The organism is Salmonella sp. 741265116_PST (assembly GCF_046567715.1).
Taxonomy (GTDB): Bacteria; Pseudomonadota; Gammaproteobacteria; order Enterobacterales; family Enterobacteriaceae; genus Salmonella; species Salmonella enterica.
On sequence record NZ_JBKFPH010000038.1, the window covers coordinates 1 to 23,692 of the forward strand.

Sequence of the window (23,692 nt, forward strand, 5' to 3'; positions counted from 1 at the left end):
CGGCAGTCACAAAACAGTACCCGTCCGTAGGCCGGATAAGACGTTTCGCGTCGCTATCCGGCAGTCACAAAACAGTACCCGTCCGTAGGCCGGATAAGACGTTTCGCGTCGCTATCCGGCAATCAGATGAGCGTTATCAGGACACCAGCAACTGGTTCATACGGCGGATAAACTGGTTCGGATCTTCCAGCGTACCGCGTTCAGCGAACAGCGCCTGATCCAGCAGCAGCTCAACCCACTCTTTAAACTGCGCTTCATCCTCGGTATCGGCAGTGCGTTTAACCAGCACATGATCCGGATTGAGCTCAAAGATGTATTTCACTTCCGGCACGGACTGACCGGCCGCGGCGAACAGTTTCGCCATCTGGGTGCTCATTTCATCTGCATCGGTGGTGACAATCGCCGGCGTGTCGGTTAAACGATGCGTCAGACGCACCTCTTTCACGCGATCGCCCAGCAGGGTTTTGACACGCTCCACGAACGGCTCAAGCGCCTTTTCCGCTTCTTTCGCATTTTCGTCGACTTCATCCGCCAGTTTTTCGATGGACTCATCGGCTTTAGCGACCGACTGGAATGCTTTACCGTCAAACTCGGTCAGGTAGTTCATCATCCACTCGTCGATGCGATCGGAGAGCAGCAGCACTTCGATGCCTTTCTTACGCAGCAGCTCCAGGTGCGGGCTGTTTTTCGCCGCCGCATAGCTGTCTGCGGTGATGTAGTAAATTTTTTCCTGCCCTTCTTTCATCCGGGAGACGTAATCTTCCAGCGACACGGTCTGGGCGGAAGAGTCGGTATGGGTGGAGGCAAAGCGCAACAGTTTAGCGATCGCTTCCTGGTTGGCGTGATCTTCCGCCGGGCCTTCTTTCAACACCAGACCGAACTGTTTCCAGAAGGTTTGGTATTTTTCCGCGTCGTCTTTCGCCAGTTTTTCCAGCATTTGCAGGACGCGTTTGGTCAGAGCGCTACGCAGATTACGCGTTACCGTGCTGTCCTGCAGGATTTCACGGGAGACGTTCAACGGCAGGTCATTAGAATCAATCAGGCCGCGCACGAAACGCAGATAGTTCGGCATGAACTGCTCGGCATCGTCCATAATGAACACGCGCTGTACGTACAGCTTCAGACCATGTTTGTGATCGCGGTTCCACAGATCCCACGGCGCCTGCGACGGGATATACAGCAGGCTGGTGTACTCCTGCTTACCTTCCACACGGTTGTGGCTCCAGGTCAGCGGATCGGTGAAATCATGCGCGATGTGCTTGTAAAACTCGTTGTACTCGTCGTCTTTAATTTCCGACTTGTTGCGGGTCCACAACGCCTGAGCCTTGTTGATTTTCTCCCAGGAGATCACGGTTTCGCCGTCTTTTTCTTCCCGTTTTTCAATCTCTACCGGCAATGCGATGTGATCGGAATATTTGCTGATAATCGAGCGTACGCGCCAGTCATCGAGGAATTCATCTTCGCCTTCACGCAGGTGTAAGGTGATTTCCGTACCACGGTCATTTTTGGTGATATCGGCAACGGTGTATTCGCCTTCGCCTGCCGATTCCCAGAACACGCCATTTTCCGGCTTGTCGCCTGCCGCACGGGTACGTACGGTCACTTTATCGGCCACAATAAACGCGGAGTAGAAGCCTACGCCAAACTGACCGATGAGCTGGCTATCTTTCGCCTGATCGGACCCCATTGATTCGAGGAAAGATTTGGTGCCGGACTTAGCAATGGTGCCTAAGTGGTCAATTACCTCATCACGATTCATCCCCACGCCGTTATCGGCAATGGTCAACGTACGCTTATCTTTATCGAAAGAGACGCGCACACGCAGCTCACCATCTCCTTCATACAGGTCCGGGTTTGACAGAGCGCGGAAACGCAGCTTGTCCGCCGCATCTGAGGCGTTAGAGATGAGTTCACGCAGGAAGATTTCTTTATTGGAATAAAGAGAATGGATCATCAGGTGCAGAAGCTGTTTAACTTCTGACTGAAAACCACGCGTTTCTTGTCCTTTCATGTGGATAGACCTCAACAATGCCATTTTTAATGGTAAAAATACGTTGAGGGTGAGATGGGGACAAGCGGGTGTGATTTCAAGCGGAGGCCGCGAATGCCGCCTCCGTTTGTTCAGAAAATAATCTTATGGCGTCCCGCCAGCGAGTGGGACAGCGTCGTACCGTCGACCATCTCCAGTTCACCGCCAACCGGCACGCCGTGGGCGATACGACTGGCTTCGACGCCGGCCTCCGCGCACAGCTCGGCAATATAATTCGCGGTAGCCTCCCCTTCAACCGTCGGGTTGGTCGCGAGGATCAGCTCACTGATTTTTTCTGACGCCAGCCGCTGTTCCAGACGATCGAGACCGATATCATCCGGCCCGATGCCGTCCAGCGGCGACAGGTGGCCCATCAGCACGAAATACCGCCCGGAAAATTGCCCGGTCTGCTCAATGGCGTAGATATCCGCAGGACTCTCCACCACGCAAATCTGGCCGTTTTCCTGACGCCGCGGGTTCGAACAGATATTACAAACATCCTGCTCGGTAAAGGTGCGGCAGTCGGCGCAGTGGCCGATTTCCGACATCGCCCGGGTCAGCGCCTGCGCCAGGCGCATCCCGCCGCTGCGATCGCGCTGCAACAGGGTAAACGCCATCCGCTGCGCCGACTTAGGGCCGACGCCCGGAAGGCAGCGCAACGCTTCCATAAGCTGAGTTAACAGCGGACTGGTTTGCATCAGAATGGCATCTTAAAGCCTGGCGGCAGTTGCATACCGGAAGAGACGGAGGCCATCTTCTCTTTTTGCGTCTCTTCAATGCGGCGCGCCGCATCGTTGAAGGCCGCAGCGACCAGATCTTCCAGCATCTCTTTGTCATCTTCCAGCAGGCTTGGGTCAATTTCCACGCGGCGGCAGTTATGCGCGCCGTTGATGGTAACCTTCACCAGACCCGCGCCGGATTCGCCGGTCACCTCCAGCTGCGCAATCTCTTCCTGCATTTTCTGCATTTTTTCCTGCATCTGCTGGGCCTGTTTCATCAGATTGCCCAGACCGCCTTTTCCAAACATAAGCTCTCTCTCTTGATGGTTCACAATCGCAAGCCGGGCTTACGATCAAATGGGGCGGATACTCTCTTCATCCAGCTCGGCGTCGAAGAATCGACGCAGCGTCTGAATGTTATTATCCGCGATAATTGACTCACGCGCTTGCGCGAGTTTCTCTTCATAAATGGCCTGACGCCATTCCAGCGGCGTACGCACCGCGGGATTATCATCTTCAACGATGGTCAGTTCAACCGTCGTTCCCGTCAGATCGCTGAGCGCTTGCGCCAGCTTTTGCTGCGCGCCGCTGGAATTGAGGTGCCGCTGCGTCGAGCGCAGATGCAGACAAACCGCGTTGCCGTTCTGCTCCTTCCAGGCATTAAGCGCCACCTGCTCCACCAGCTTAGGCAAAGAAAGCTGGCTTACCTGCGCCGCCCACGGATCGCGCTCAATCGCTTCCGCCGCCAGTTTAGCCGCCAGCTCCGGCGTTTTTTCATGCTCCAGAGCTTTCTTAAGCGCTTTTGGCGTAGCCACCACTTCTTTGGTTTGTACTACCGGCGTGGTGGCCTTCCAGCGATAAGCCTCTTTCTTTACTGGCGCCGTTTCCAGCGCAGATGGCGCCGGGCGCGCCTGTACGCGCTCCGAAACCGAGGCCAGCCGCTCCAGCGCAGAGTTATTCACCGGCCGCGCGCGGGATGCGGCTGCCGGTTCACTCTTTTTTGTTTTGGTTACTCCCTGCGCGCGCTGTAGCTGATTGCGCGCCGCCAGCACCTGACTGGTAGACGCCGGCAGCGGCGCTGGCGATGTCTGCGGCGCGGGCGCCGACTGCTGCTGCACCTGCGGCGGCGTCATTACCGCCGTTGGGGCCACGGGCGCAAAAGACTGCCGCGGCGTTTCAGGCTCCGGCAAGGGCATACGCGGGTGAAACGCCAGCGCACGCAGTAACGTCATTTCAACGCCCATCCGCCGGTCCGGCGCCCAGGGTAATTCTTTGCGGCCAATCAACAACGTCTGATAGTAGAGCTGAAGATCGCCGGGAGGCACCGTCCGGGCAAGTTCGCGCATCCGTTGCTCGATAGCCGCCATATCGCTGCCTAACGCGGCAGGCGAAAGTTGCACCATCGCAATACGGTGCAGCAGGCTAAGCATTTCGACCAGCAGCGCTTCCCATTCAATACCGCGCGCCGCCGCCTCGTTGATAAGCGACATGACGCGTTCGCCGTTAGCGTCAACCACCGCCTCGACTAATGACAAAGCCTGGTCATCGTCCAGCGTACCGAGCATGGCGCTTACCGCCTGCGTCGAAACCTGCCCGTCGCCGCTGGCGATCGCCTGGTCAGTCAGACTTAATGCATCGCGCAGGCTGCCGTCAGCCGCACGCGATAACAACTGCAACGCGCGGGGTTCGTGAGCGATATGTTCCTCATTGAGAATATGCTCAAGCTGATGGCGAATCTGTTCAACATCCAGCGCTTTGAGATGAAACTGTAGGCAGCGCGACAAAATGGTCACCGGCAGCTTCTGCGGATCGGTGGTCGCCAGTAAAAATTTCACATGCGCTGGCGGCTCTTCAAGCGTTTTAAGTAGCGCATTAAAGCTGTGGCGCGACAGCATGTGGACTTCATCGATCAGATAGACTTTAAAGCGACCGCGCGCAGGCGCGTACTGGACGTTATCCAGCAGGTCGCGGGTGTCTTCGACTTTGGTACGCGATGCGGCGTCAATCTCAATGAGATCGACAAAACGCCCCTGCTCAATTTCCCGACAGTTATCGCAAACGCCACACGGCGTCGCGGTAATGCCGGTTTCGCAGTTCAGCCCCTTCGCCAGCAGTCGGGCGATAGAGGTTTTACCGACGCCGCGCGTGCCGGAAAAAAGATATGCGTGATGAATGCGCCCTAACGACAAGCCATTCGCCAGTGCGGTCAGCACATGTTCCTGGCCGACGACGTCAGCAAAGGTTTGTGGGCGCCATTTTCTGGCTAAGACCTGATAACTCATTGGCAGGCTCTGAAACGCTGGAAGGTGGATTCATAGAAGGGTAATGCTAACACAACCTCGCCGATACAGCGAGGTTGTCTCTCTGGCTAAAATAGCAGTGCGAATAGCCTGAATCAATGCCCTGGAAACGGCACCAGGCTATAACAGGTAATCCCCTGCTTTTCCAGACGCTGCTCGCCGCCCAGATCGAACAAATTGATGATGAACGCCGCATCGGTGACTTTCCCGCCCAGACGACGGATCAGCTTCACGGTCGCCTCAATGGTGCCGCCAGTCGCCAGCAGATCATCCACGACCAGCACGTTGTCGCCAGGTTTAATCGCGTCGACATGGATTTCCAGCTGATCGGTGCCGTACTCTAATTCATAGGTCTCGGCAATAGTTTCACGCGGTAATTTGCGCGGTTTACGTACCGGAACAAAACCAACGCCCAGCCCAAGCGCAACCGGCGCGCCAAACAGGAAGCCACGCGCTTCGGTGCCGACCACTTTGGTGATACCCGCATTTTTATAACGCTCAACCAACAGTTCAATACTGAGCGCGTAGGCTTTCGGGTCTTCCAGTAAGCTGGTGACATCACGGAAAAGAATGCCCGGTTTCGGGTAATCCTGAATGCTTTTGATGCTGTTTTTGAGAAACTCAAGCTGCTGTGCAGTCGCGGTCATGGATATATGCCTGCTAAGTACGGTGTTACTCACGGCGCAATACTTTTCAGTCAGGGGTAACGCTCGGTTACTCTTTGACCGCCTGCGCCTGTGCTCGAAAACGGTCGAATTTACTGGCTGTGAACGACAATTGCAACAGCGATTCGTGTGCTTCAGCGCTTTTGTTGCTTTTCATCAATCACCGGTATCCGCCACATAAAAATCAGCAGACAGGCCAAAATAACCAACAGCAGCACCCGCACCCACATCATATTCACCAGCCACAGCGATATACCAAAGGTCAGCAATATCAACGCGATCGCTCGCGGTTTCGCGCCCGGCGGCATGGCCCGATAGCGCTGCCAGTGGCGCAGATAACCGCCAAACCATGAGCGGTATAACAACCAGGCATGGAAACGCGGCGACGAGCGGGCGAAACACCAGGCCGCCAGTAAAATGAACGGCGTAGTCGGCAACAGGGGCAAAACCACGCCCAATGTCCCTAATACTACCGCCAGCCAGCCAATGATGATTAAAATAGTACGTTGCATAATGCGAATCGTTATCAAACAGAAGGCTACTGTAGCACAGCCTGTCTTATTTTCATCGGGGTGTTGAATTGAAAACCGCTATGCTGTTACAGACGCTGGGAGAGAGGCTGGCGACGCTACGCCAACGCTGCGCGCCGCTGGCGCAACATGCTACGTTAAGCGCGCGCTTTGACCGACACCTTTTCCGTACCCGCAGTACTCTGTTGCAGAGATATCTGGAAGAGGCTGACGCCAATCTCGTCGCGTTGCGTCAGGCGGTAAAACATGAGCAACTGCCGCAAGTCGCCTGGCTGGCGGAACATCTGGCTTCGCAACTGGAGGCGATATCGCGTGAAACCGCCGCCTGGTCGCTGCGCCAGTGGGACACCGCCGCGCCAGGGCTTGGCCGTTGGCAGCGCAGACGAATACAGCATCAGGAGTTTGAACGTCGACTACTGGCGATGACACAGGAGCGCAAAATTCGTCTGGCGCAGGCGACCAGCCTTGTCGAACAACAAACGCTGCAAAAGGAAGTCGAGATCTATGAAGGGCGGCTGGCGCGCTGCCGACATGCGCTGGAGAAAATAGAAAACGTACTGGCGCGTTTAACCCGTTAATCCTGGAGAAAGTATGTCGCTTGAAAATGCCCCTGATGAAGTCAAACTGGCCGTGGATTTAATTGTGCTGCTTGAAGAGAATCGCTTACCGGCACGAACGGTGCTACGCGCGCTGGAAATAGTTATGCGTGATTATGAAAACAAGTTAAAAAGTACGGAAGACGACTCGCAAACAGAGTAATTGCCCCCTGGTTTGTCCTCGTTGTCGCTGACAAAGTGGTCGCTACAGTCAGGCAACAAGGAACGGGTCATGGAACGTCTACCCACCACGCCGCACGATGCGGTATTTCGACAGATGCTGATGCAAAAAGAGGTCGCCCGCGACTTTCTGGCTATTCACTTGCCAGAAGCCTTTCTTGCAATCTGCGATCTGGATTCACTGAAGCTGGAGTCGGGGAGTTTTGTTGAAGACAATTTACGCAGCCGCTATTCAGATATTCTCTACTCTTTACATACCCAACACGGCCCCGGGTATGTTTACGCGCTCATTGAACATCAGAGCAAATCAGACCGGCTGATGGCTTTTCGCCTGATGCGTTACGCCATTGCCGCCATGCAGCGTCATCTGGATGCCGGTCATGATACCTTGCCGCTGGTGGTGCCAATCCTTTTTTATCACGGTCCGGAAAGCCCGTGGCCCTATAGCCTTAACTGGCATAATATGTTTGTGAAACCGGATATGGCGAAGGCCTTATACAGCCGCGAATTTGCGCTGGTCGACCTGACGACAATGCCGGATAATCAGCTTTTGCAGCATCGGCGGATAGCGATGTTAGAGCTCCTGCAAAAACATATTCGTCAACGCGATTTAAGCGAACTGCTCGACCCCCTTATCACGCTTTTAACGCAGGATCATTTGACGGACACGCAGCTCAGTGTGCTGATCAACTATATGTTGAAAGCAGGAAACGCCGCAGAACCCGGGGCGCTGATTCGTCAACTGGCGCAGGGCGCGCCGCAGTATAAGGAACAACTGATGACAATAGCGGAATGGCTGGAAGAAAAAGGCCGAACGGAAGGGTTGCAAAAAGGCCTTGAGCAAGGGTTAGCACAAGGCCGTGAGGCCGAAGCGCGCGCTATTGCCCGCAAAATGCTTGCCAACGGGCTGGAACCTGGGCTCATCGCCAGCGTCACCGGCATTACGCCGGAAGAGCTTTCTACGCTGTCGCATTAGCGGCGCCGCGCGCACTCATAAAGCGCGCGGCCCACCGCCTTTTAGCTTGCCGTAGGCGCCAGATCGCCGCCGTTGAGATCGCGCTTCACTTCAGTGACTTCGTCGCCCTTCGCGTTATGCAGATGCACCTCAAGCTGGTTAAAGGCGATATTGATATCATTTTCACGGCACAGTCGATCGATCGCGCGGTTCAGTTCATCCACCGTATGGCTACGATCGCGCAATTCACGCACATACAGACGCAGTTCATGATCCAGCGTGCTGGCGCCAAAGGTGGTGAAGAATACGGCAGGTTCCGGATCGTGCATCACCTTCGGATGCTCCATCGCCGCCTGTAGCAAGACTCTTTTCACTTTCTCCAGATCCGAGCCATAGGCCACGCCAAGCCGGATCACCAGACGTGTCGTGGTATCGGAGAGGGACCAGTTAATCAGCCGCTCCGTCACGAACGCTTTGTTCGGAATGATCACTTCTTTACGATCAAAATCGGTAATAGTGGTGGCGCGAATACGAATCTTACTGACCGTACCGGAATAGGTGCCGATCGTTACCGTATCGCCAATGCGTACCGGACGTTCGAAGAGGATGATTAAACCCGAGACAAAGTTACCGAAGATCTCCTGTAGCCCAAAACCGAGACCCACCGACAACGCCGCCGCCAGCCACTGGAGTTTATCCCACGAGACGCCGAGCGATCCGAATACTGTCATCGCGCCAACAGCGATAATGACGTAGTTAAGGATCGTGGTGATCGCATACGAAGCCCCCTGGCGCATATTCAGGCGTGAAAGCACCAGCACTTCCAGCAGGCCGGGTAAGTTGCGGATGAGCGCCCAGGCCACCATCGCGGCAATAATGGCGAATAGCAAGCTGCCCATCGTCACGCTTTTCACCACCGCAGCGCCAGCTTCGGAGCCGTTGTAGTGCCACAGCGTGATGCTATCAAGATAGCTGAATACGGTGATCAAATCGGACCAAATCGCCCAGAACATAACGCCGAACAGGGCAAGCATTAGCAGCATCGTGATACGTAATGTTTGCTGGTTAATCTGCTCCAACGCGATGGTGGGTTCTTCCTGTGGCTCCGCGCCTTCCGCTCCCTCTTTTACCAGATTCTGACGACGAGCCAGCGCGCGTCGCCAGGCAATCCGGCGCGCCGCTACGCTTAACCCGCGCAGCACTGTTTGATAAAGCAGGTTCCAGATAATGACCAGATAGACGGTTTCAATCCAGCGCCCCGCCAGGCGCAGGGTGGTATAGAAATAGCCGGTCGCCGTTAATACCATTAACGCCACCGGAATGATGGAAAGAATCGTCACGGTCACCAGTCGAATGCCGTGAGATTCTTTATCGCGCCAGCTTTCCCGGCACAGTGGCCATACCAGTAATGTTATGACCAGCAGATTGAGGAAAATAACCGCCTGTCCCAGCACGTCATCCATCAGATTCAGCGGCGACAACTCCGCCACCACAGACCAAAAGTGCAGCGGCAGCAATGCGAGGCTAATGCGTACAATCTGACGACGCCAGTGGCTGGTCAACTGCGCTGGCATACCAAAATGGCGTATCGCCACGCCCTCTTTTTCCAGCACCTTCCAGCACAGCCCAAAGACCAGCCAGAACATCGCGAGCTTTTTACTAAAGGCCCAGAGCAGATCGCTGATATTTAGCTGCATGGTCAGCAGGATCAGTCCAAGCGCGAGGATAATCAGACACACCGGCAGCGCGCGGATCAGATCGATCAGAATAGCTTTTGGCGTATTGAGTTGACTATCGTTACGCAGCGATCCCACGGCGGCGGCCAGCTTCTGTTGATACGCTTTTAACCATTTCAGACGCCAGCGGATTAAACCGGCGATGAGTAAGAGCGGCAACCCGGCCAAAAAAGCAATAAATACCGCGGGCCAGGCTTTTTGCCAGTTCACCGTGATTTTCATGGCGCTGAATTGCTCTTTTAACGTTTGGGGGAACGCTTTAAGCCAGTCCCAGTCCATAGGCCGGTTACTGTTCACCCAAAAAATCTGCTGCGTCAGAATGGCTTTCAGATTTTTCGAGACGCTCATCAACTGCTGCTGGTTAACTTGCAGGTTAATCGCCATCATCAGCTGGTTACCCAACTGTTTATTTAGCTGATCCAATAGCTCACGGCGCATCTCCACCACCTGAAGCAACGCATCATGAACTTCATCATTCACCTCGCTGGTATGCCCCTCCTCCAGCTTGTCGACAAAGGCATCGCTTTGGAATAAGGCATCACGCTGCTGGTTGATTTCAAACTGCTCCAGACGCAAATCCGCAATACGGTTGGTCATATCTTCGAGTTCGTCGGCGGAGGGCAGGGTTTGCTGCTGTTGATAAAGAATACGCGACAGCAACAGGCTGCCTTTTAAGACGGCAATCTGTTCTTTGATATTTCTTTCCGACTGCAGCGCGCGATCGAGCCAGTTTTTTACTTTAATGTTTTGCTGCATCAACATATTGCCGTTTTCGGTCGCGACAATCAGACGCTGGCTGAGTTGATGGTTAATATCCAGTTCCTGTTTTACCAGCGGATTCGCCTGGATACGCGCCGTTTCGTCCGGCGAAATGGCCTCCTGGGCCGTTTTTTCCGTTAGCGTAAGTCGTTTACTGTTGACCGCCTCCTGTAAAAGTTGAAGCTGATGTTCAAGGCGATTACTGTTGGCCGTCACGTAATCCCGCTGTTTTTGCAGGGTGTCCTGCAAAACGGTATTCCCTTCAAGACTCTTACGTTGCTGGTCGATCTGCGCATTAAGCAGCGCCTGTTTTGCCTGTAATAACACCTGTTGGCTGGGGCGAAGCGCGGCTTCCCCGACGTTATTGCCGTCCAGACGGTTACGGATTTGCTGTATTTGCTGCGAGGCGGTATACATGGCGTTTTGCACGCGCTCAGGCTGGGTCTGTAGCGAAACAAGCTGGCTGTTATAAGCGGCAAGATCGTTTTGCGAATTTTGCAAATCATCCAGTACCTGCGCCACACGTAGCTCAAGCTGACGTAACGAAAGCGCACTCAGCGTTTTTCGCATTTCATCATCATTATCGACATCGCTCAGCGCATTCAACGCAGCCGTCGCCTGGCGCATTTTTTCAGGCGCCTGCGCCACCTTCTGCCGTAGCTGTACGGTCTCCTCTTTTACCCGCTCGATTTTCTCCAGCGTAGCTAACGTATCAATAAGGTCCTGCTGGACGAGCTTATCCTGGGCGGAGAGATCTTTTTGCTTATTCAGCGTATCCAGCTGGTTTTGCACATCTGCTTTTGACGGCAGGTCGCCATTCGTTTGCCCCCGGGCAAATGCCAGAGACTGACAGGACAGCAGGATAATAAGGAAGCTAATTGTAATAAAAACAAAATGCTGTGAACGTTTATAAAGCTGCAACATAGTCATGAGAATGAAGTGTCTGAACCGGCAAGCAGACCGGAAATAATTGAGTCGCAAGAATATCACGCCTGTAACAAACAGAATAGCGACACAGAAAATGTCCAGGAGTTTTCCTGGAATATTATCAGGGGGAGCCGTTGACCGTCGACGCGCGCAGCGTCGGACACAATTGATACATCTCCAGCAGGATAGTGACGTAGGCGCGAGCTTCTTTTTTTAAATCAAACGATTGCGGAGCAAATAACCAGTTTTCCATGAGCCCTGAAATAAAGCTGCGCATCAGTATCGCCGCACGACGGGTCAGCAGATTTTCAGGCAGCATTTTAGCATTAATACAATGTTTTAACGTTTGCTCAATCCGATCGTAACTTTCCAGACAAAGGCCACGTTGCGCCTGTTGAACCACAACCATTTCTCCGACAAACTCACATTTATGGAATATAATCTCCATCAATAAGCGGCGTCGTTCTTCTGTTACAGTAGCTTCAAGAATATGAACTAAAATTTCTCTTAATACAGATAGTGGATCGTCGGGGAATTTTGCCTGATACTCAATCTCAAGCTCACCAATATTGGATTCTGATAGCTCCCAGATCTCACTGAATAAATCCGACTTATTTTTGAAATGCCAATAGATTGCGCCGCGCGTCACGCCAGCAGCGTTCGCAATCTCCGCCAGCGAGGTTGCTGATACGCCTTGCTGCGAGAACAAACGCAGGGCCACATCCAGGATGTGTTGTCGTGTCTCCAGCGCTTGTTGTTTGGTTTTTCGTGCCATATGTCGGTGAATTTACAGGCGTTAGATTTACATACATTTATGAATGTATGTACCATAGCACGACGATAATATAAACGCAGCAATGGGTTTAAGGACCTTTGACCATTGACCAATTTGAAATCGGACACTCGAGGTTTACATATGAACAAAAACAGAGGGTTAACGCCTCTGGCGGTCGTTCTGATGCTCTCAGGCAGCTTAGCGCTAACAGGATGTGACGACAAACAGGACCAGCAAGGCGGCCAGCAGATGCCAGAAGTTGGGGTTGTCACACTAAAAACGGAACCACTGCAAATCACAACTGAACTTCCGGGTCGTACCGTTGCTTACCGTATCGCCGAAGTTCGCCCGCAGGTAAGCGGCATTATCCTGAAGCGTAATTTCGTTGAGGGAAGTGATATCGAAGCGGGAGCCTCTCTCTATCAGATTGATCCTGCGACCTACCAGGCGACTTACGACAGCGCTAAGGGCGATCTGGCAAAAGCGCAGGCCGCCGCGAATATCGCTGAACTGACGGTGAAGCGTTATCAAAAGCTGCTGGGTACGCAGTACATCAGTAAGCAAGAATACGATCAGGCGCTGGCTGACGCGCAACAAGCGACTGCCGCCGTTGTCGCAGCAAAAGCCGCCGTTGAAACCGCACGTATCAACCTGGCGTATACCAAAGTCACCTCGCCGATTAGCGGTCGTATTGGTAAGTCGTCCGTAACGGAAGGCGCGCTGGTACAGAACGGTCAGGCGTCGGCGCTGGCGACAGTGCAGCAGCTGGACCCTATTTATGTCGATGTGACCCAGTCCAGCAATGACTTCCTGCGCCTGAAGCAGGAGCTGGCAAATGGTTCGCTGAAACAGGAAAACGGCAAAGCGAAGGTCGACCTGGTGACCAGCGACGGTATCAAATTCCCGCAGTCCGGTACGCTTGAATTCTCCGATGTGACCGTTGACCAAAGCACCGGGTCTATTACTTTGCGCGCCATCTTCCCTAACCCGGATCACACCTTATTGCCAGGAATGTTCGTTCGCGCACGTCTGCAGGAAGGGACAAAACCGACGGCATTACTGGTTCCACAACAGGGCGTTACCCGTACTCCACGCGGCGATGCCACGGTGCTGGTGGTTGGCGCTGATAACAAAGTGGAAACCCGCCAAATCGTCGCAAGCCAGGCGATCGGCGATAAGTGGCTGGTGACTGACGGGTTGAAAGCGGGCGACCGCGTAGTCGTCAGCGGGCTGCAAAAAGTACGTCCTGGCGCACAGGTTAAAGTGCAGGAAATTACCGTGAATAACAAACAGCAAGCCGCAAACGGTGATCAACCTGCTCAGCCCAGGTCTTAACTTAAACAGGAGCCGTTAAGACATGCCTAATTTCTTTATCGATCGCCCTATATTTGCGTGGGTGATCGCCATCATCATCATGTTGGCAGGGGGGCTCGCGATCCTCAAATTGCCGGTAGCGCAATATCCGACGATTGCGCCACCAGCAGTGACGATCTCCGCAACCTACCCTGGCGCTGATGCGAAAACGGTACAGGATACCGTCACGCAGGTTATCGAACAGAATATGAACGGTATCGATAACCTGATGTATATGTCCTCCAACAGTGACTCCACGGGGACCGTGCAGATCACGCTGACCTTTGAATCCGGCACCGATGCGGATATCGCGCAGGTTCAGGTTCAGAACAAGTTGCAACTGGCAATGCCGTTACTTCCCCAGGAAGTACAGCAACAGGGCGTGAGCGTTGAGAAGTCCTCAAGTAGCTTCCTGATGGTAGTGGGCGTCATTAACACCGACGGCACCATGACCCAGGAGGATATTTCGGATTACGTTGCCGCCAATATGAAAGATCCGATCAGCCGTACCTCTGGGGTGGGCGACGTTCAGCTGTTTGGTTCGCAGTATGCGATGCGTATCTGGATGAATCCGACAGAGCTGACCAAATACCAACTGACGCCGGTCGACGTGATTAACGCGATCAAAGCGCAGAACGCCCAGGTCGCGGCAGGTCAGCTCGGTGGTACGCCGCCGGTAAAAGGCCAGCAGCTTAACGCATCGATTATTGCCCAAACGCGTCTGACCTCAACGGATGAGTTTGGCAAAATCCTGCTGAAAGTAAATCAGGATGGCTCCCAGGTTCGTCTGCGGGATGTAGCGAAAATTGAGCTTGGCGGCGAAAACTACGACGTCATCGCGAAATTTAACGGTCAGCCAGCGTCAGGTCTTGGCATCAAACTGGCTACCGGCGCCAACGCACTGGATACCGCTACCGCTATTCGCGCCGAACTGAAAAAAATGGAACCATTCTTCCCGCCAGGGATGAAAATCGTCTACCCGTATGACACCACGCCGTTCGTGAAGATCTCTATTCATGAAGTGGTAAAAACGCTGGTCGAAGCGATTATCCTCGTGTTCCTGGTGATGTACCTGTTCCTGCAGAACTTCCGCGCGACGTTGATTCCGACTATTGCGGTTCCGGTGGTGTTGTTGGGAACCTTTGCCGTGCTTGCGGCATTCGGTTTCTCGATAAACACGCTAACGATGTTCGGGATGGTGCTCGCCATCGGCTTGCTGGTGGATGACGCCATCGTGGTGGTCGAGAACGTCGAACGTGTTATGACGGAAGAAGGCCTTCCGCCGAAGGAAGCGACGCGCAAATCCATGGGCCAGATTCAGGGCGCATTGGTGGGTATCGCGATGGTACTGTCGGCGGTATTTATTCCGATGGCCTTCTTTGGCGGCTCAACCGGGGCAATTTATCGTCAGTTCTCTATCACCATCGTATCGGCGATGGCGCTGTCGGTGCTAGTCGCGCTGATTCTGACGCCCGCGCTGTGCGCGACGATGCTCAAACCCGTCGCCAAAGGCGATCACGGCGAAGAGAAAAAAGGCTTTTTCGGCTGGTTTAACCGCCTGTTCGATAAGAGCACGCATCACTACACCGATAGCGTAGGCAATATTCTGCGCAGCACCGGGCGTTACCTGCTGCTCTATCTCATTATCGTCGTCGGTATGGCTTATCTGTTCGTTCGTCTGCCAAGTTCTTTCTTGCCGGATGAAGACCAGGGCGTATTCCTGACAATGGTCCAGCTCCCCGCCGGCGCAACGCAAGAGCGCACGCAAAAAGTGCTGGATGAGGTCACGGATTACTATCTGAACAAAGAGAAAGCCAACGTTGAATCGGTATTCGCCGTCAACGGCTTCGGTTTTGCAGGGCGCGGTCAGAATACCGGTATTGCATTCGTGTCGTTGAAAGACTGGGCCGATCGTCCAGGCGAAAAAAATAAGGTTGAAGCGATCACCCAACGGGCAACCACAGCATTTTCACAAATTAAAGATGCGATGGTCTTCGCCTTTAACCTGCCAGCGATTGTTGAACTGGGCACCGCAACCGGGTTTGACTTCGAGTTGATTGACCAGGCGGGACTTGGTCATGAAAAACTCACCCAGGCGCGTAATCAGTTGTTCGGCGAGGTGGCGAAATATCCTGATCTGCTGGTAGGCGTTCGACCTAACGGCCTGGAAGATACGCCGCAGTTTAAAATCGATATCGACCAGGAAAAAGCTCAGGCGCTGGGCGTGTCTATTAGCGACATTAATACCACGCTGGGTGCAGCATGGGGCGGCAGCTATGTAAACGACTTTATCGATCGCGGTCGTGTGAAGAAAGTTTACGTGATGTCCGAAGCGAAATACCGCATGTTGCCGGATGATATTAACGACTGGTACGTTCGTGGTAGCGATGGTCAGATGGTGCCGTTCTCCGCATTCTCCTCTTCCCGCTGGGAATATGGTTCGCCGCGTCTGGAACGCTATAACGGTCTGCCTTCGATGGAAATTCTGGGTCAGGCGGCGCCAGGCAAGAGTACCGGTGAAGCGATGGCGATGATGGAAGAACTGGCCAGCAAGCTGCCGTCAGGCATTGGGTATGACTGGACCGGGATGTCCTACCAGGAACGGTTGTCCGGCAACCAGGCCCCTGCCCTGTATGCTATCTCGCTGATCGTCGTCTTCCTGTGTCTGGCGGCATTGTATGAGAGCTGGTCTATCCCGTTCTCCGTAATGCTGGTTGTTCCGCTTGGGGTTATCGGCGCGCTGCTGGCCGCGACCTTCCGCGGACTGACTAACGACGTTTACTTCCAGGTGGGCCTGCTCACAACCATTGGGTTGTCGGCGAAGAACGCGATACTTATCGTCGAATTCGCCAAAGACTTAATGGATAAAGAAGGGAAAGGTCTGGTAGAAGCGACGCTGGAGGCCGTCCGGATGCGTTTGCGCCCGATTCTGATGACCTCGTTAGCGTTCATGCTAGGGGTTATGCCGCTGGTTATCAGTTCCGGCGCAGGTTCCGGCGCACAGAATGCGGTAGGTACTGGCGTACTGGGCGGGATGGTAACGGCAACCGTACTGGCTATTTTCTTCGTACCGGTCTTCTTCGTGGTGGTACGCCGCCGCTTTAGCCGTAAAAGCGAAGATATTGAGCATAGTCATTCGACAGAACATCGCTGATTTGCTCACTGTTGATAAGGCCGCGCAAGCGGCCTTTTTTACGCAAAAATCATAAAATACGCTTATTGTTAGATTGATTATTTTTTGCCATATTAATAAAAGGTATAATCCTTACTGCGTTAAAGGCTTTTCTTAGGAAAGTTGGCCATTTCTTAATTCAGCCATTAATTGAGAAATATTAAGAATATTCCTGGCTACTTTCTCCTGTCAGAGGAGATTGTTTTAGCCTGAAAAGCTAAAAAACGTTAACCCAATGATTACACAAACAATAAAACTGGTTCCTTTTTAGGCGACCGACGATCACTGTTAAAATTCGAAAAAGTATGGCAACACGCGGCTTTCACGCAATTGTAATTTTTCGTAATATGACGATGAAAAGTTTTTTAGAGTAGATTATAGTTAAATCATAAGGTGACGTGGGAAGTACCAGGTTAGTTAGTTGTATCCATCCCGAAGGTGTTCGGTTAGTTTAAGCCACTAAAAAGGGGATGCATTATGGACGAATACTCACCCAAAAGACATGATATAGCACAGCTTAAATTTCTTTGCGAAACCCTGTATCATGACTGTCTTGCAAACCTTGAAGAAAGTAACCATGGCTGGGTTAATGACCCGACCTCAGCAGTCAACCTGCAGCTCAATGAGCTGATAGAGCATATTGCAACTTTCGCGCTTAATTATAAAATTAAGTACAATGAAGACAATAAATTGATTGCGCAGATAGATGAATATCTGGACGACACCTTTATGTTGTTCAGCAGCTATGGTATTAATACGCAGGATTTGCAAAAATGGCGTAAATCGGGCAACCGCCTGTTCCGTTGTTTCGTCAACGCCACCAAGGCTAATCCTGTTAGTTTGTCTTGTTAAAAATTATTACAATCATAGGTAGAATTTATGTCTGATAAACCATTAACTAAAACTGATTATTTGATGCGTTTACGGCGCTGTCAGACAATTGACACTCTGGAGCGCGTCATTGAGAAAAATAAATATGAATTGCCCGACAATGAGCTGGCTGTATTTTACTCAGCTGCGGATCACCGTCTTGCAGAATTGACGATGAACAAACTCTACGACAAGATCCCTTCTTCAGTATGGAAATTCATTCGTTAATCACGCTACATTATTTTTTAGAGAACACGCAGGTGTTATCTGCATCCTCGTTCTGGGTAATAACACAACGGGCTATTATAGAACAGTGATATAGATCACATACCAATAACAGGGAACGTTCCCTCTAATACTCTATTATTGCTTCTATTGCGATAATATCCACCAAGGGGAGCGCGCGGTGAGTGACGAAAAACAAAAAATGATCGCAGGGACGCTGTATTGCCCGACCGATGAAACTTTATGCCGGGATCGACTACGGGCACGCCAACTCATCCATCAATACAATTATACTACGCCTGATGAAATAAATAAGCGTCAGGCGATTTTACGCGACCTGTTGGGTCGATGCGAAGACGCCTATATTGAACCTTCTTTTCGTTGCGACTACGGCTATAATATTTTTCTTGGCCACTCCTTTTACGCTAACTTCGACTGCGTCATGCTTGATGTTTGCCCAATTCATATTGGCGATAATTGTATGTTCGCGCCAGGGGTACATATCTATACCGCCACGCACCCGCTGGACGCCGTCGAACGCAACAGCGGCAGAGAATTAGGTAAACCCGTCACTATCGGAAATAACGTCTGGATAGGCGGACGAGCCGTCGTTAATCCTGGCGTAACCATCGGCGATAACGTCGTCGTCGCTTCAGGCGCTGTGGTGACAAAAAACGTACCGCCAGACGTCGTGGTAGGTGGAAACCCGGCGCGAATCATTAAAAAATTGTAGTTAAAATGATAACTGTTATGCTAATTCGTGGTTAATCTGTTACTTTTTTCACGTTACACCTCCCTTTAAAATGGGCTGTTACTACCCCCTATGTCGCAGAAATCATGAAGGCAAAAGATGACAGAGATACAGCGCCTGCTTAGCGAAACTATTGATGACTTAAACGTCCGTGAAAAACGCGATAACAGGCCGCGTTTTAGTATCAGTTTTATCCGCAAGCATCCTGGGTTATTTATCGCGATGTATGCAGCCTGGTTTGCGACGCTGGCGGTCATGCTGCAATCAGAAACGCTGGTGGGGTCAGTGTGGCTGTTAGTGGTGTTATTTATCGCATTTAATGGCTTCTTCTTTTTCGACATCGCCCCGCGTTATCACTATAACGACATCGATGTGCTGGACCTCCGGGTCTGTTACAACGGCGAATGGTACAACACCCGCTTTGTTCCCCCCACGCTCATTGAGACGATTCTTCAGTCTCCACAGGTGGATAATGAACATAAAGTCCAGCTGCAAAAAATGGTTGCCCGTAAGGGCGAACTTTCCTTCTACGATATTTTTACGCTGGCCCGCGCAGAAGCCAGCCGGTAATAAAAAAGTGCGCACCCTCCCTGGTACGCACTGCTTTCCCTGAACTGTTGGTTTTTTAACGTCTTTTTTTACGCCCCTGAACCGCCTTAAAACGCGGATTTGTTTTACAAATCACGTATAAGCGTCCTTTGCGTTTGACTATCTGGCAATCCGGATGCCGTTGTTTTGCATTGCGAAGTGAGTTTAACACCTGCATTTCATTTCCCCCCGTTTAGCGCCGATAAAATGACCAAAACGTTTCTGGAAGCGTGCGGCGCTACTTTCGCTATCAAACGTTTTCTGTCTACCGGTATAAAAAGGATGCGATTTTGATGACACATCAATAGTGACATACGGATATGTCACGCCGTCCAGTTCGATTTCACGTTCAGTTTTGATAGTTGATCCCACTTTCACATATTCATTTGCGCTGGTGTCGTGAAATACGACGGTGCGGTATACAGGATGAATATCAGGTTTCATTGCGCTCTCTCAATTATGTTATAACATAACAATAAAATACGCTATCAACGCTCCTTTTTCAATCGGTAAACATTCACGATCTCTTCCTGGCGGCAAAAGCAACGTGGCGTAACGCGTTAGTCTGGCCCCTGTATCTGTAAAATCGATAAAATAGCTTTATCATTCGAGGGCGCGATTTACGATCGGATATACTTTCTCTACGCTGTGTTTATAAGGACATCACTGTGACAACACGACATCTGGTCAGCCTGGTAACGGGAGTGCTTATCCTGTCTGTCCTTTTCCCGATAGGATTGAGCCTGTGGCTGGCGCACCGTCAAGTTGAAAAAAGGTTTAACGAAGAGCTGGATATCTTCTCGTCCCGGGTGGCGCTACGTACAGAAAGGGTCAGTGACCAGGCAAAAGCCGCGTTAACGCATATTGCCTCCTTTAAAGGCGAGCCCTGCAGCAGCACCCATTTACTCGCCATGCGCCGCGTGTCTTATAGCTTTCGGTATGTCCAGGAAGTTCTGTATCTTAAAAATTCGATTCCCGTTTGTTCCTCACTTGAAAAAGAGAGCCATATTCCCGCGTTCCCTCCGCCCATGAAAATCACTCGCGACGGTTATCGCGCCTGGTTTACGGCGCAAAACGATCTGGGTATAAAACGCTATATGGCGGCACTCGGGAGCGACAGCTATATCGTGATGATCGACCCGGCGTCCTTTATCGATGTAATTCCGTTTGGCGCATGGCCGATTGACGTCGCTATTATTGGCCGGGAACGCAATACTGTGGTTGCCAGCAGCGGTAACCTTGACCCCGCTATTCTTCCGCTCATTCAACATGAGACGCCCCTGCGGCTGGAAAACCGAGGCATTCAGTATGCTATTCACCCTTTTCCGGAAATGGGCATTACTATCGTAAGCTGGGCACCGACCGCTCCGCTGGAAAGGAGCTGGTATCGACAGGCGTTTATCTGGCTACCGGCGGGCATCGTAACGGGTCTGCTGGCCGCGGCCTTTATTCTGCGTATTTTGCGTCGGCTACAGTCGCCCCGCCACCGTCTCCAGGATGCGATAGACAATCGCGAAATTAACGTACACTATCAGCCTATTATCTCCCTGATCAGCGGAAAAATTGTCGGTGCCGAAGCCTTAGCTCGCTGGCAACAGGCGGACGGCACCTTCCTTTCGCCGGAAATTTTTATCGCGCTGGCAGAACAAACCGGGCTCACGGAGCCGCTAACCCGGCTAATCATCGAAACCGTTTTTGAAGACATGGGGAGTTGGTTAAAGTCCCATCCCGAACAACATATTTCAATCAATCTTGAGGCATCCGATCTGGCGTCGGAAACGCTGCCGGCGCTGTTAAGCACGCTGCTGAACCGTAGCCAAATTTCTCCGTCGCAAATCGCGCTTGAGTTAACGGAACGCGAGTTCGCCGATCCGAAAACCAGCGCGCCCATTGTCGCCAGATACCGTAACGCGGGACATTCAGTTTATATTGATGACTTTGGCACCGGCTATTCCAGCCTCAGCTACTTACAAAATCTGGATGTGGATGTCCTTAAAATTGATAAATCTTTTGTCGATGCGCTGGAATATAAAAACGTCACGCCGCATATTATTGAAATGGCGAAAACGCTCAAACTCAAGATGGTCGCAGAAGGCATCGAAACGACCAGGCAAGAACAGTGGCTACGCCAGCATGGCGTACATTATGGTCAGGGCTGGTTATACAGTAAGCCCCTACCCGCTACGGCATTTATTCTTTGGGCGGAACAGCGGCTATAACGTCGCACAGCAGAAAAGAACAGTGTGGAGAGGCTCAAATGGGTGGGGGCCCTGCCAGCTACATCCCGGCACACGCGTCATCTGCCTTGGCTGCTTCCTTCCGGACCTGACCTGGTAAACAGAGTAGCGTTGCGGGAGAACCAACAGAGCCCCCATTGAGAGCGTTGTGAACCAACGCGCAGGCGCATTATCACTGCTATATCGTGCAATTGCAACCCATCAGGCATCGGATGCTGGTTTCTTGCGCATCCGGGCTTTCCTCCCCCCTTATTCCAGATTATCCTGAAGCATTAACGCAGGATTCTATTATGGATATTCAGGACACTTTTCCTCAACGCGTCTGGCAAATCGTCGCCTCGATCCCGGAAGGATTTGTCACGACCTACGGTGATGTCGCCCGGCTTGCCGGTTCGCCTCGGGCGGCGCGTCAGGTCGGCGGAGTTTTAAAACGTCTGCCGGAAGGCAGCACTTTACCATGGCATCGGGTGGTGAACCGCCACGGCGCAATATCACTTACCGGGCCGGATCTACAGCGGCAACGTCAGGCATTACTGGCGGAAGGCGTGGTGGTGTCGGGAAGCGGACAAATCGATTTACAACGCTATCGCTGGGTGTATTAACCCTCTCCGTAACGGAGAGGGTTGGCGCAGGATTAATACTGGGTAGGCGCAGGAACGGCAGAAGACGGATTGACCTGGGTCGGCGAAGTCGATGGAACCGTCGTCGTCGCACCACCGCCGGCCTGCACAGGCACCGCCGTTTGCTGTACCGGTACCAGCGTCAGATCCGCTTTAGTGCCGCCATTGTTAATCACCGGTTTCACGCTATCGGTAATAAATACCAGCTTATTGTCAACGGTGATGGCCGCGCTCAGGAGAATACGCGCGTTAGGTTGAATATCTGATGGGTTAAACGGCAACACAAAACTGAAAGGCGCCTGTTTACCTTCGGTACGTACCGCTTTTTGCGACAGCACCTTAGACGGCGCATCAGCCAGCGAAGCATCTGAAAGCGTCACGGTCAGCACCGCATCTGGCGGCAGAGCGACCTTCTGGCGGATCCAGACGGTACCGGAAACATTGGGTTGCTGAATAGTAGACTGGTTAGCTGTAATCGACATGTTAGGGTTTGGCGCAGGCGTCTGGATATCAGCGCTTTTATCAGCGCAGGCCGCCAGAGATATCGCAACCGCTAAACCACTTACGATGTGCACGAGTTTCATTCAATTCTCCTTATCATCAATGCACCAGCAGGCCTTTCCCCCCGCCGGAAGAGTGGTTAACAGAAACATAACGTGATTAAGTGTGGCACATGTCACTCATTTTTGCCTGGAATTGGTCTGTTATTCAGACTTTTGTACCCATCGGACCACTTGCAAAATTGCGTTATACTCTGCCCTACCTCGCTTCGGCATCGTTGTCACCTGGAGAGTATGTATGAGTCAGGCACTGAATAATTTGCTGACATTATTGAATCTGGAAAAAATTGAAGAAGGACTCTTTCGGGGCCAAAGTGAAGACTTAGGGCTGCGCCAGGTATTTGGCGGTCAGGTGGTGGGCCAGGCGCTCTATGCCGCCAAAGAAACGGTGCCGGAAGCACGACTGGTGCATTCATTCCACAGTTATTTTCTGCGGCCAGGCGATAGCCAAAAACCCATTATCTATGACGTAGAAGTGCTGCGCGATGGGAATAGCTTCAGCGCCCGCCGCGTTGCCGCTATTCAGAACGGAAAACCCATCTTTTACATGACCGCCTCATTCCAGGCGCCGGAACCGGGTTTTGAACATCAAAAAACCATGCCGACGGCAGTCGGGCCGGAAGGACTACCGTCAGAAACGGAAATCGCGCAATCGCTGGCGCATTTACTGCCGCCGATTCTGAAAGAAAAGTTTCTCTGCGATCGCCCTCTGGAAATTCGTCCCGTCGAATTTCACAATCCGTTGAAAGGTCACGTCGCCGCGCCTGTGCGTCAGGTATGGATTCGCGCCAACGGCACCGTTCCGGATGACATTCGCGTCCATCAATATTTACTGGGATACGCCTCGGATCTGAATTTCCTTCCCGTCGCGCTTCAGCCTCACGGCATCGGTTTTCTGGAAAAGGGCATTCAGATCGCCACTATCGATCACTCTATGTGGTTCCATCGTCCGTTCAATTTTAATGAATGGCTACTTTATAGCGTGGAGAGCACTTCCGCCTCCAGCGCCCGGGGCTTTGTTCGCGGCGAGTTTTATACTCAGGATGGCGCGCTGGTCGCTTCAACCGTGCAGGAAGGGGTAATGCGTAATCACAATTAAAACATGCCGCTATGCGGCGTTAATGGCCTGATGACGCTGCGCTTAT

Annotated in this window: 23 protein-coding genes, 1 other RNA gene and 1 other annotated feature; of the genes, 12 read left to right on the forward strand and 12 right to left on the reverse strand. The window is 52.3% G+C overall.

Annotated elements, in window-relative coordinates; translation table 11 throughout:
• Positions 1–136 precede the first annotated feature (136 nt).
• The 6 genes from htpG to ACLD11_RS19360 all read right to left on the reverse strand — a co-directional run bounded on the left by htpG (position 137) and on the right by ACLD11_RS19360 (position 6,225).
• Positions 137–2,011 carry a molecular chaperone HtpG gene (gene htpG / locus ACLD11_RS19335; protein WP_001523272.1) on the reverse strand — a complete coding sequence of 625 codons (1,875 nt, stop codon included), beginning with the start codon at positions 2,009–2,011 and terminating at the stop codon, positions 137–139.
• Between the two features lie 110 nt (positions 2,012–2,121).
• Positions 2,122–2,727 carry a recombination mediator RecR gene (gene recR / locus ACLD11_RS19340; RefSeq protein ID WP_001195023.1) on the reverse strand — a complete coding sequence of 202 codons (606 nt, stop codon included), beginning with the start codon at positions 2,725–2,727 and terminating at the stop codon, positions 2,122–2,124.
• On the reverse strand, positions 2,727–3,056 hold the full coding sequence (locus ACLD11_RS19345) for a YbaB/EbfC family nucleoid-associated protein (RefSeq protein ID WP_000467098.1): 330 nt from the start codon (positions 3,054–3,056) through the stop codon (positions 2,727–2,729). The genes recR and ACLD11_RS19345 overlap by 1 nt, the downstream gene beginning before the upstream one ends.
• 45 nt (positions 3,057–3,101) lie before the next feature.
• Positions 3,102–5,030, reverse strand: coding sequence for a DNA polymerase III subunit gamma/tau (dnaX, locus tag ACLD11_RS19350; RefSeq protein WP_023214890.1), 1,929 nt, complete (start codon positions 5,028–5,030; stop codon positions 3,102–3,104).
• Positions 3,705–3,769 (reverse strand) — a sequence feature (DnaX frameshifting element). It overlaps the preceding gene by 65 nt.
• 113 nt (positions 5,031–5,143) lie before the next feature.
• Positions 5,144–5,695 (reverse strand): adenine phosphoribosyltransferase, encoded by a 552-nt coding sequence (gene apt, locus ACLD11_RS19355; RefSeq protein ID WP_000127350.1) that lies wholly within the window; start codon positions 5,693–5,695, stop codon positions 5,144–5,146.
• A gap of 152 nt (positions 5,696–5,847) precedes the next feature.
• The gene (locus ACLD11_RS19360) at positions 5,848–6,225 is read right to left on the reverse strand and encodes a DUF454 family protein (protein ID WP_001189860.1); all 378 of its coding nucleotides are present in this window, start codon (positions 6,223–6,225) and stop codon (positions 5,848–5,850) included.
• Positions 6,226–6,293: 68 nt separating this feature from the next.
• On the opposite strand from ACLD11_RS19360, the gene priC reads away from it, so the two are divergent.
• The 3 genes from priC (at position 6,294) to ACLD11_RS19375 (ending at position 7,995) form a co-directional block, all read left to right on the forward strand.
• Positions 6,294–6,821, forward strand: coding sequence for a primosomal replication protein N'' (gene priC, locus ACLD11_RS19365; protein WP_024146141.1), 528 nt, complete (start codon positions 6,294–6,296; stop codon positions 6,819–6,821).
• A gap of 13 nt (positions 6,822–6,834) precedes the next feature.
• Positions 6,835–7,002 (forward strand): pleiotropic regulatory protein RsmS, encoded by a 168-nt coding sequence (gene rsmS, locus ACLD11_RS19370; RefSeq protein WP_000051161.1) that lies wholly within the window; start codon positions 6,835–6,837, stop codon positions 7,000–7,002.
• A gap of 69 nt (positions 7,003–7,071) precedes the next feature.
• Positions 7,072–7,995: an Rpn family recombination-promoting nuclease/putative transposase gene (locus tag ACLD11_RS19375; RefSeq protein ID WP_000440508.1), complete on the forward strand. Its 924-nt coding sequence runs from the start codon at positions 7,072–7,074 to the stop codon at positions 7,993–7,995.
• 41 nt (positions 7,996–8,036) lie between these two features.
• Here the strand turns inward: ACLD11_RS19375 and mscK are convergent, their stop codons facing one another.
• Positions 8,037–11,399, reverse strand: a complete 3,363-nt coding sequence (gene mscK, locus ACLD11_RS19380) for a mechanosensitive channel MscK (RefSeq protein ID WP_411015268.1) — start codon at positions 11,397–11,399, stop codon at positions 8,037–8,039.
• A 118-nt stretch (positions 11,400–11,517) separates the two neighbouring features.
• Complete coding sequence (gene acrR, locus ACLD11_RS19385) at positions 11,518–12,171, reverse strand: multidrug efflux transporter transcriptional repressor AcrR (protein WP_023201991.1); 654 nt, start codon at positions 12,169–12,171, stop codon at positions 11,518–11,520.
• Positions 12,172–12,312: 141 nt separating this feature from the next.
• Here acrR and acrA point away from each other — a divergent pair, with 141 nt between their 5' ends.
• The 6 genes from acrA to ACLD11_RS19415 all read left to right on the forward strand — a co-directional run bounded on the left by acrA (position 12,313) and on the right by ACLD11_RS19415 (position 19,112).
• Positions 12,313–13,506: a multidrug efflux RND transporter periplasmic adaptor subunit AcrA gene (gene acrA / locus ACLD11_RS19390; RefSeq protein WP_411015269.1), complete on the forward strand. Its 1,194-nt coding sequence runs from the start codon at positions 12,313–12,315 to the stop codon at positions 13,504–13,506.
• A gap of 22 nt (positions 13,507–13,528) precedes the next feature.
• A complete protein-coding gene (gene acrB, locus ACLD11_RS19395) occupies positions 13,529–16,678 on the forward strand; it encodes an efflux RND transporter permease AcrB (RefSeq protein ID WP_411011426.1) in 3,150 nt (1,049 codons plus the stop codon).
• Between the two features lie 495 nt (positions 16,679–17,173).
• Complete coding sequence (gene tomB / locus ACLD11_RS19400; RefSeq protein ID WP_000344806.1) at positions 17,174–17,548, forward strand: Hha toxicity modulator TomB; 375 nt, start codon at positions 17,174–17,176, stop codon at positions 17,546–17,548.
• Between the two features lie 27 nt (positions 17,549–17,575).
• Positions 17,576–17,794, forward strand: coding sequence for an HHA domain-containing protein (locus ACLD11_RS19405; protein WP_183059593.1), 219 nt, complete (start codon positions 17,576–17,578; stop codon positions 17,792–17,794).
• A gap of 178 nt (positions 17,795–17,972) precedes the next feature.
• On the forward strand, positions 17,973–18,524 hold the full coding sequence (maa, locus tag ACLD11_RS19410) for a maltose O-acetyltransferase (RefSeq protein WP_411015270.1): 552 nt from the start codon (positions 17,973–17,975) through the stop codon (positions 18,522–18,524).
• Positions 18,525–18,641: 117 nt separating this feature from the next.
• The gene (locus ACLD11_RS19415; protein ID WP_000136183.1) at positions 18,642–19,112 is read left to right on the forward strand and encodes a YlaC family protein; all 471 of its coding nucleotides are present in this window, start codon (positions 18,642–18,644) and stop codon (positions 19,110–19,112) included.
• Positions 19,113–19,167: 55 nt separating this feature from the next.
• Here ACLD11_RS19415 and ykgO read toward each other — a convergent pair whose 3' ends face one another.
• Together ykgO and ACLD11_RS19425 are read right to left on the reverse strand one after the other, a co-directional pair.
• A complete protein-coding gene (gene ykgO / locus ACLD11_RS19420) occupies positions 19,168–19,308 on the reverse strand; it encodes a type B 50S ribosomal protein L36 (RefSeq protein ID WP_001197749.1) in 141 nt (46 codons plus the stop codon).
• Complete coding sequence (locus ACLD11_RS19425; protein WP_369562425.1) at positions 19,296–19,574, reverse strand: type B 50S ribosomal protein L31; 279 nt, start codon at positions 19,572–19,574, stop codon at positions 19,296–19,298. The genes ykgO and ACLD11_RS19425 overlap by 13 nt, the downstream gene beginning before the upstream one ends.
• A 224-nt stretch (positions 19,575–19,798) precedes the next feature.
• Here ACLD11_RS19425 and ACLD11_RS19430 point away from each other — a divergent pair, with 224 nt between their 5' ends.
• The gene (locus ACLD11_RS19430; protein WP_411015271.1) at positions 19,799–21,349 is read left to right on the forward strand and encodes an EAL domain-containing protein; all 1,551 of its coding nucleotides are present in this window, start codon (positions 19,799–19,801) and stop codon (positions 21,347–21,349) included.
• Positions 21,350–21,398: 49 nt separating this feature from the next.
• On the opposite strand, the gene ffs is transcribed toward ACLD11_RS19430, so the two are convergent.
• An RNA gene (gene ffs, locus ACLD11_RS19435) (signal recognition particle sRNA small type) lies at positions 21,399–21,495 on the reverse strand.
• An 84-nt stretch (positions 21,496–21,579) separates the two neighbouring features.
• On the opposite strand from ffs, the gene ACLD11_RS19440 reads away from it, so the two are divergent.
• On the forward strand, positions 21,580–21,969 hold the full coding sequence (locus ACLD11_RS19440) for an MGMT family protein (protein WP_000961285.1): 390 nt from the start codon (positions 21,580–21,582) through the stop codon (positions 21,967–21,969).
• A gap of 32 nt (positions 21,970–22,001) precedes the next feature.
• On the opposite strand, the gene ACLD11_RS19445 is transcribed toward ACLD11_RS19440, so the two are convergent.
• Entirely contained in the window at positions 22,002–22,571 is a 570-nt protein-coding gene (locus ACLD11_RS19445; protein ID WP_000779801.1) for a YbaY family lipoprotein, read from the reverse strand.
• 214 nt (positions 22,572–22,785) lie between these two features.
• Here ACLD11_RS19445 and tesB point away from each other — a divergent pair, with 214 nt between their 5' ends.
• Positions 22,786–23,646 (forward strand): acyl-CoA thioesterase II, encoded by an 861-nt coding sequence (gene tesB, locus ACLD11_RS19450; protein ID WP_411015272.1) that lies wholly within the window; start codon positions 22,786–22,788, stop codon positions 23,644–23,646.
• Positions 23,647–23,692 lie beyond the last annotated feature (46 nt).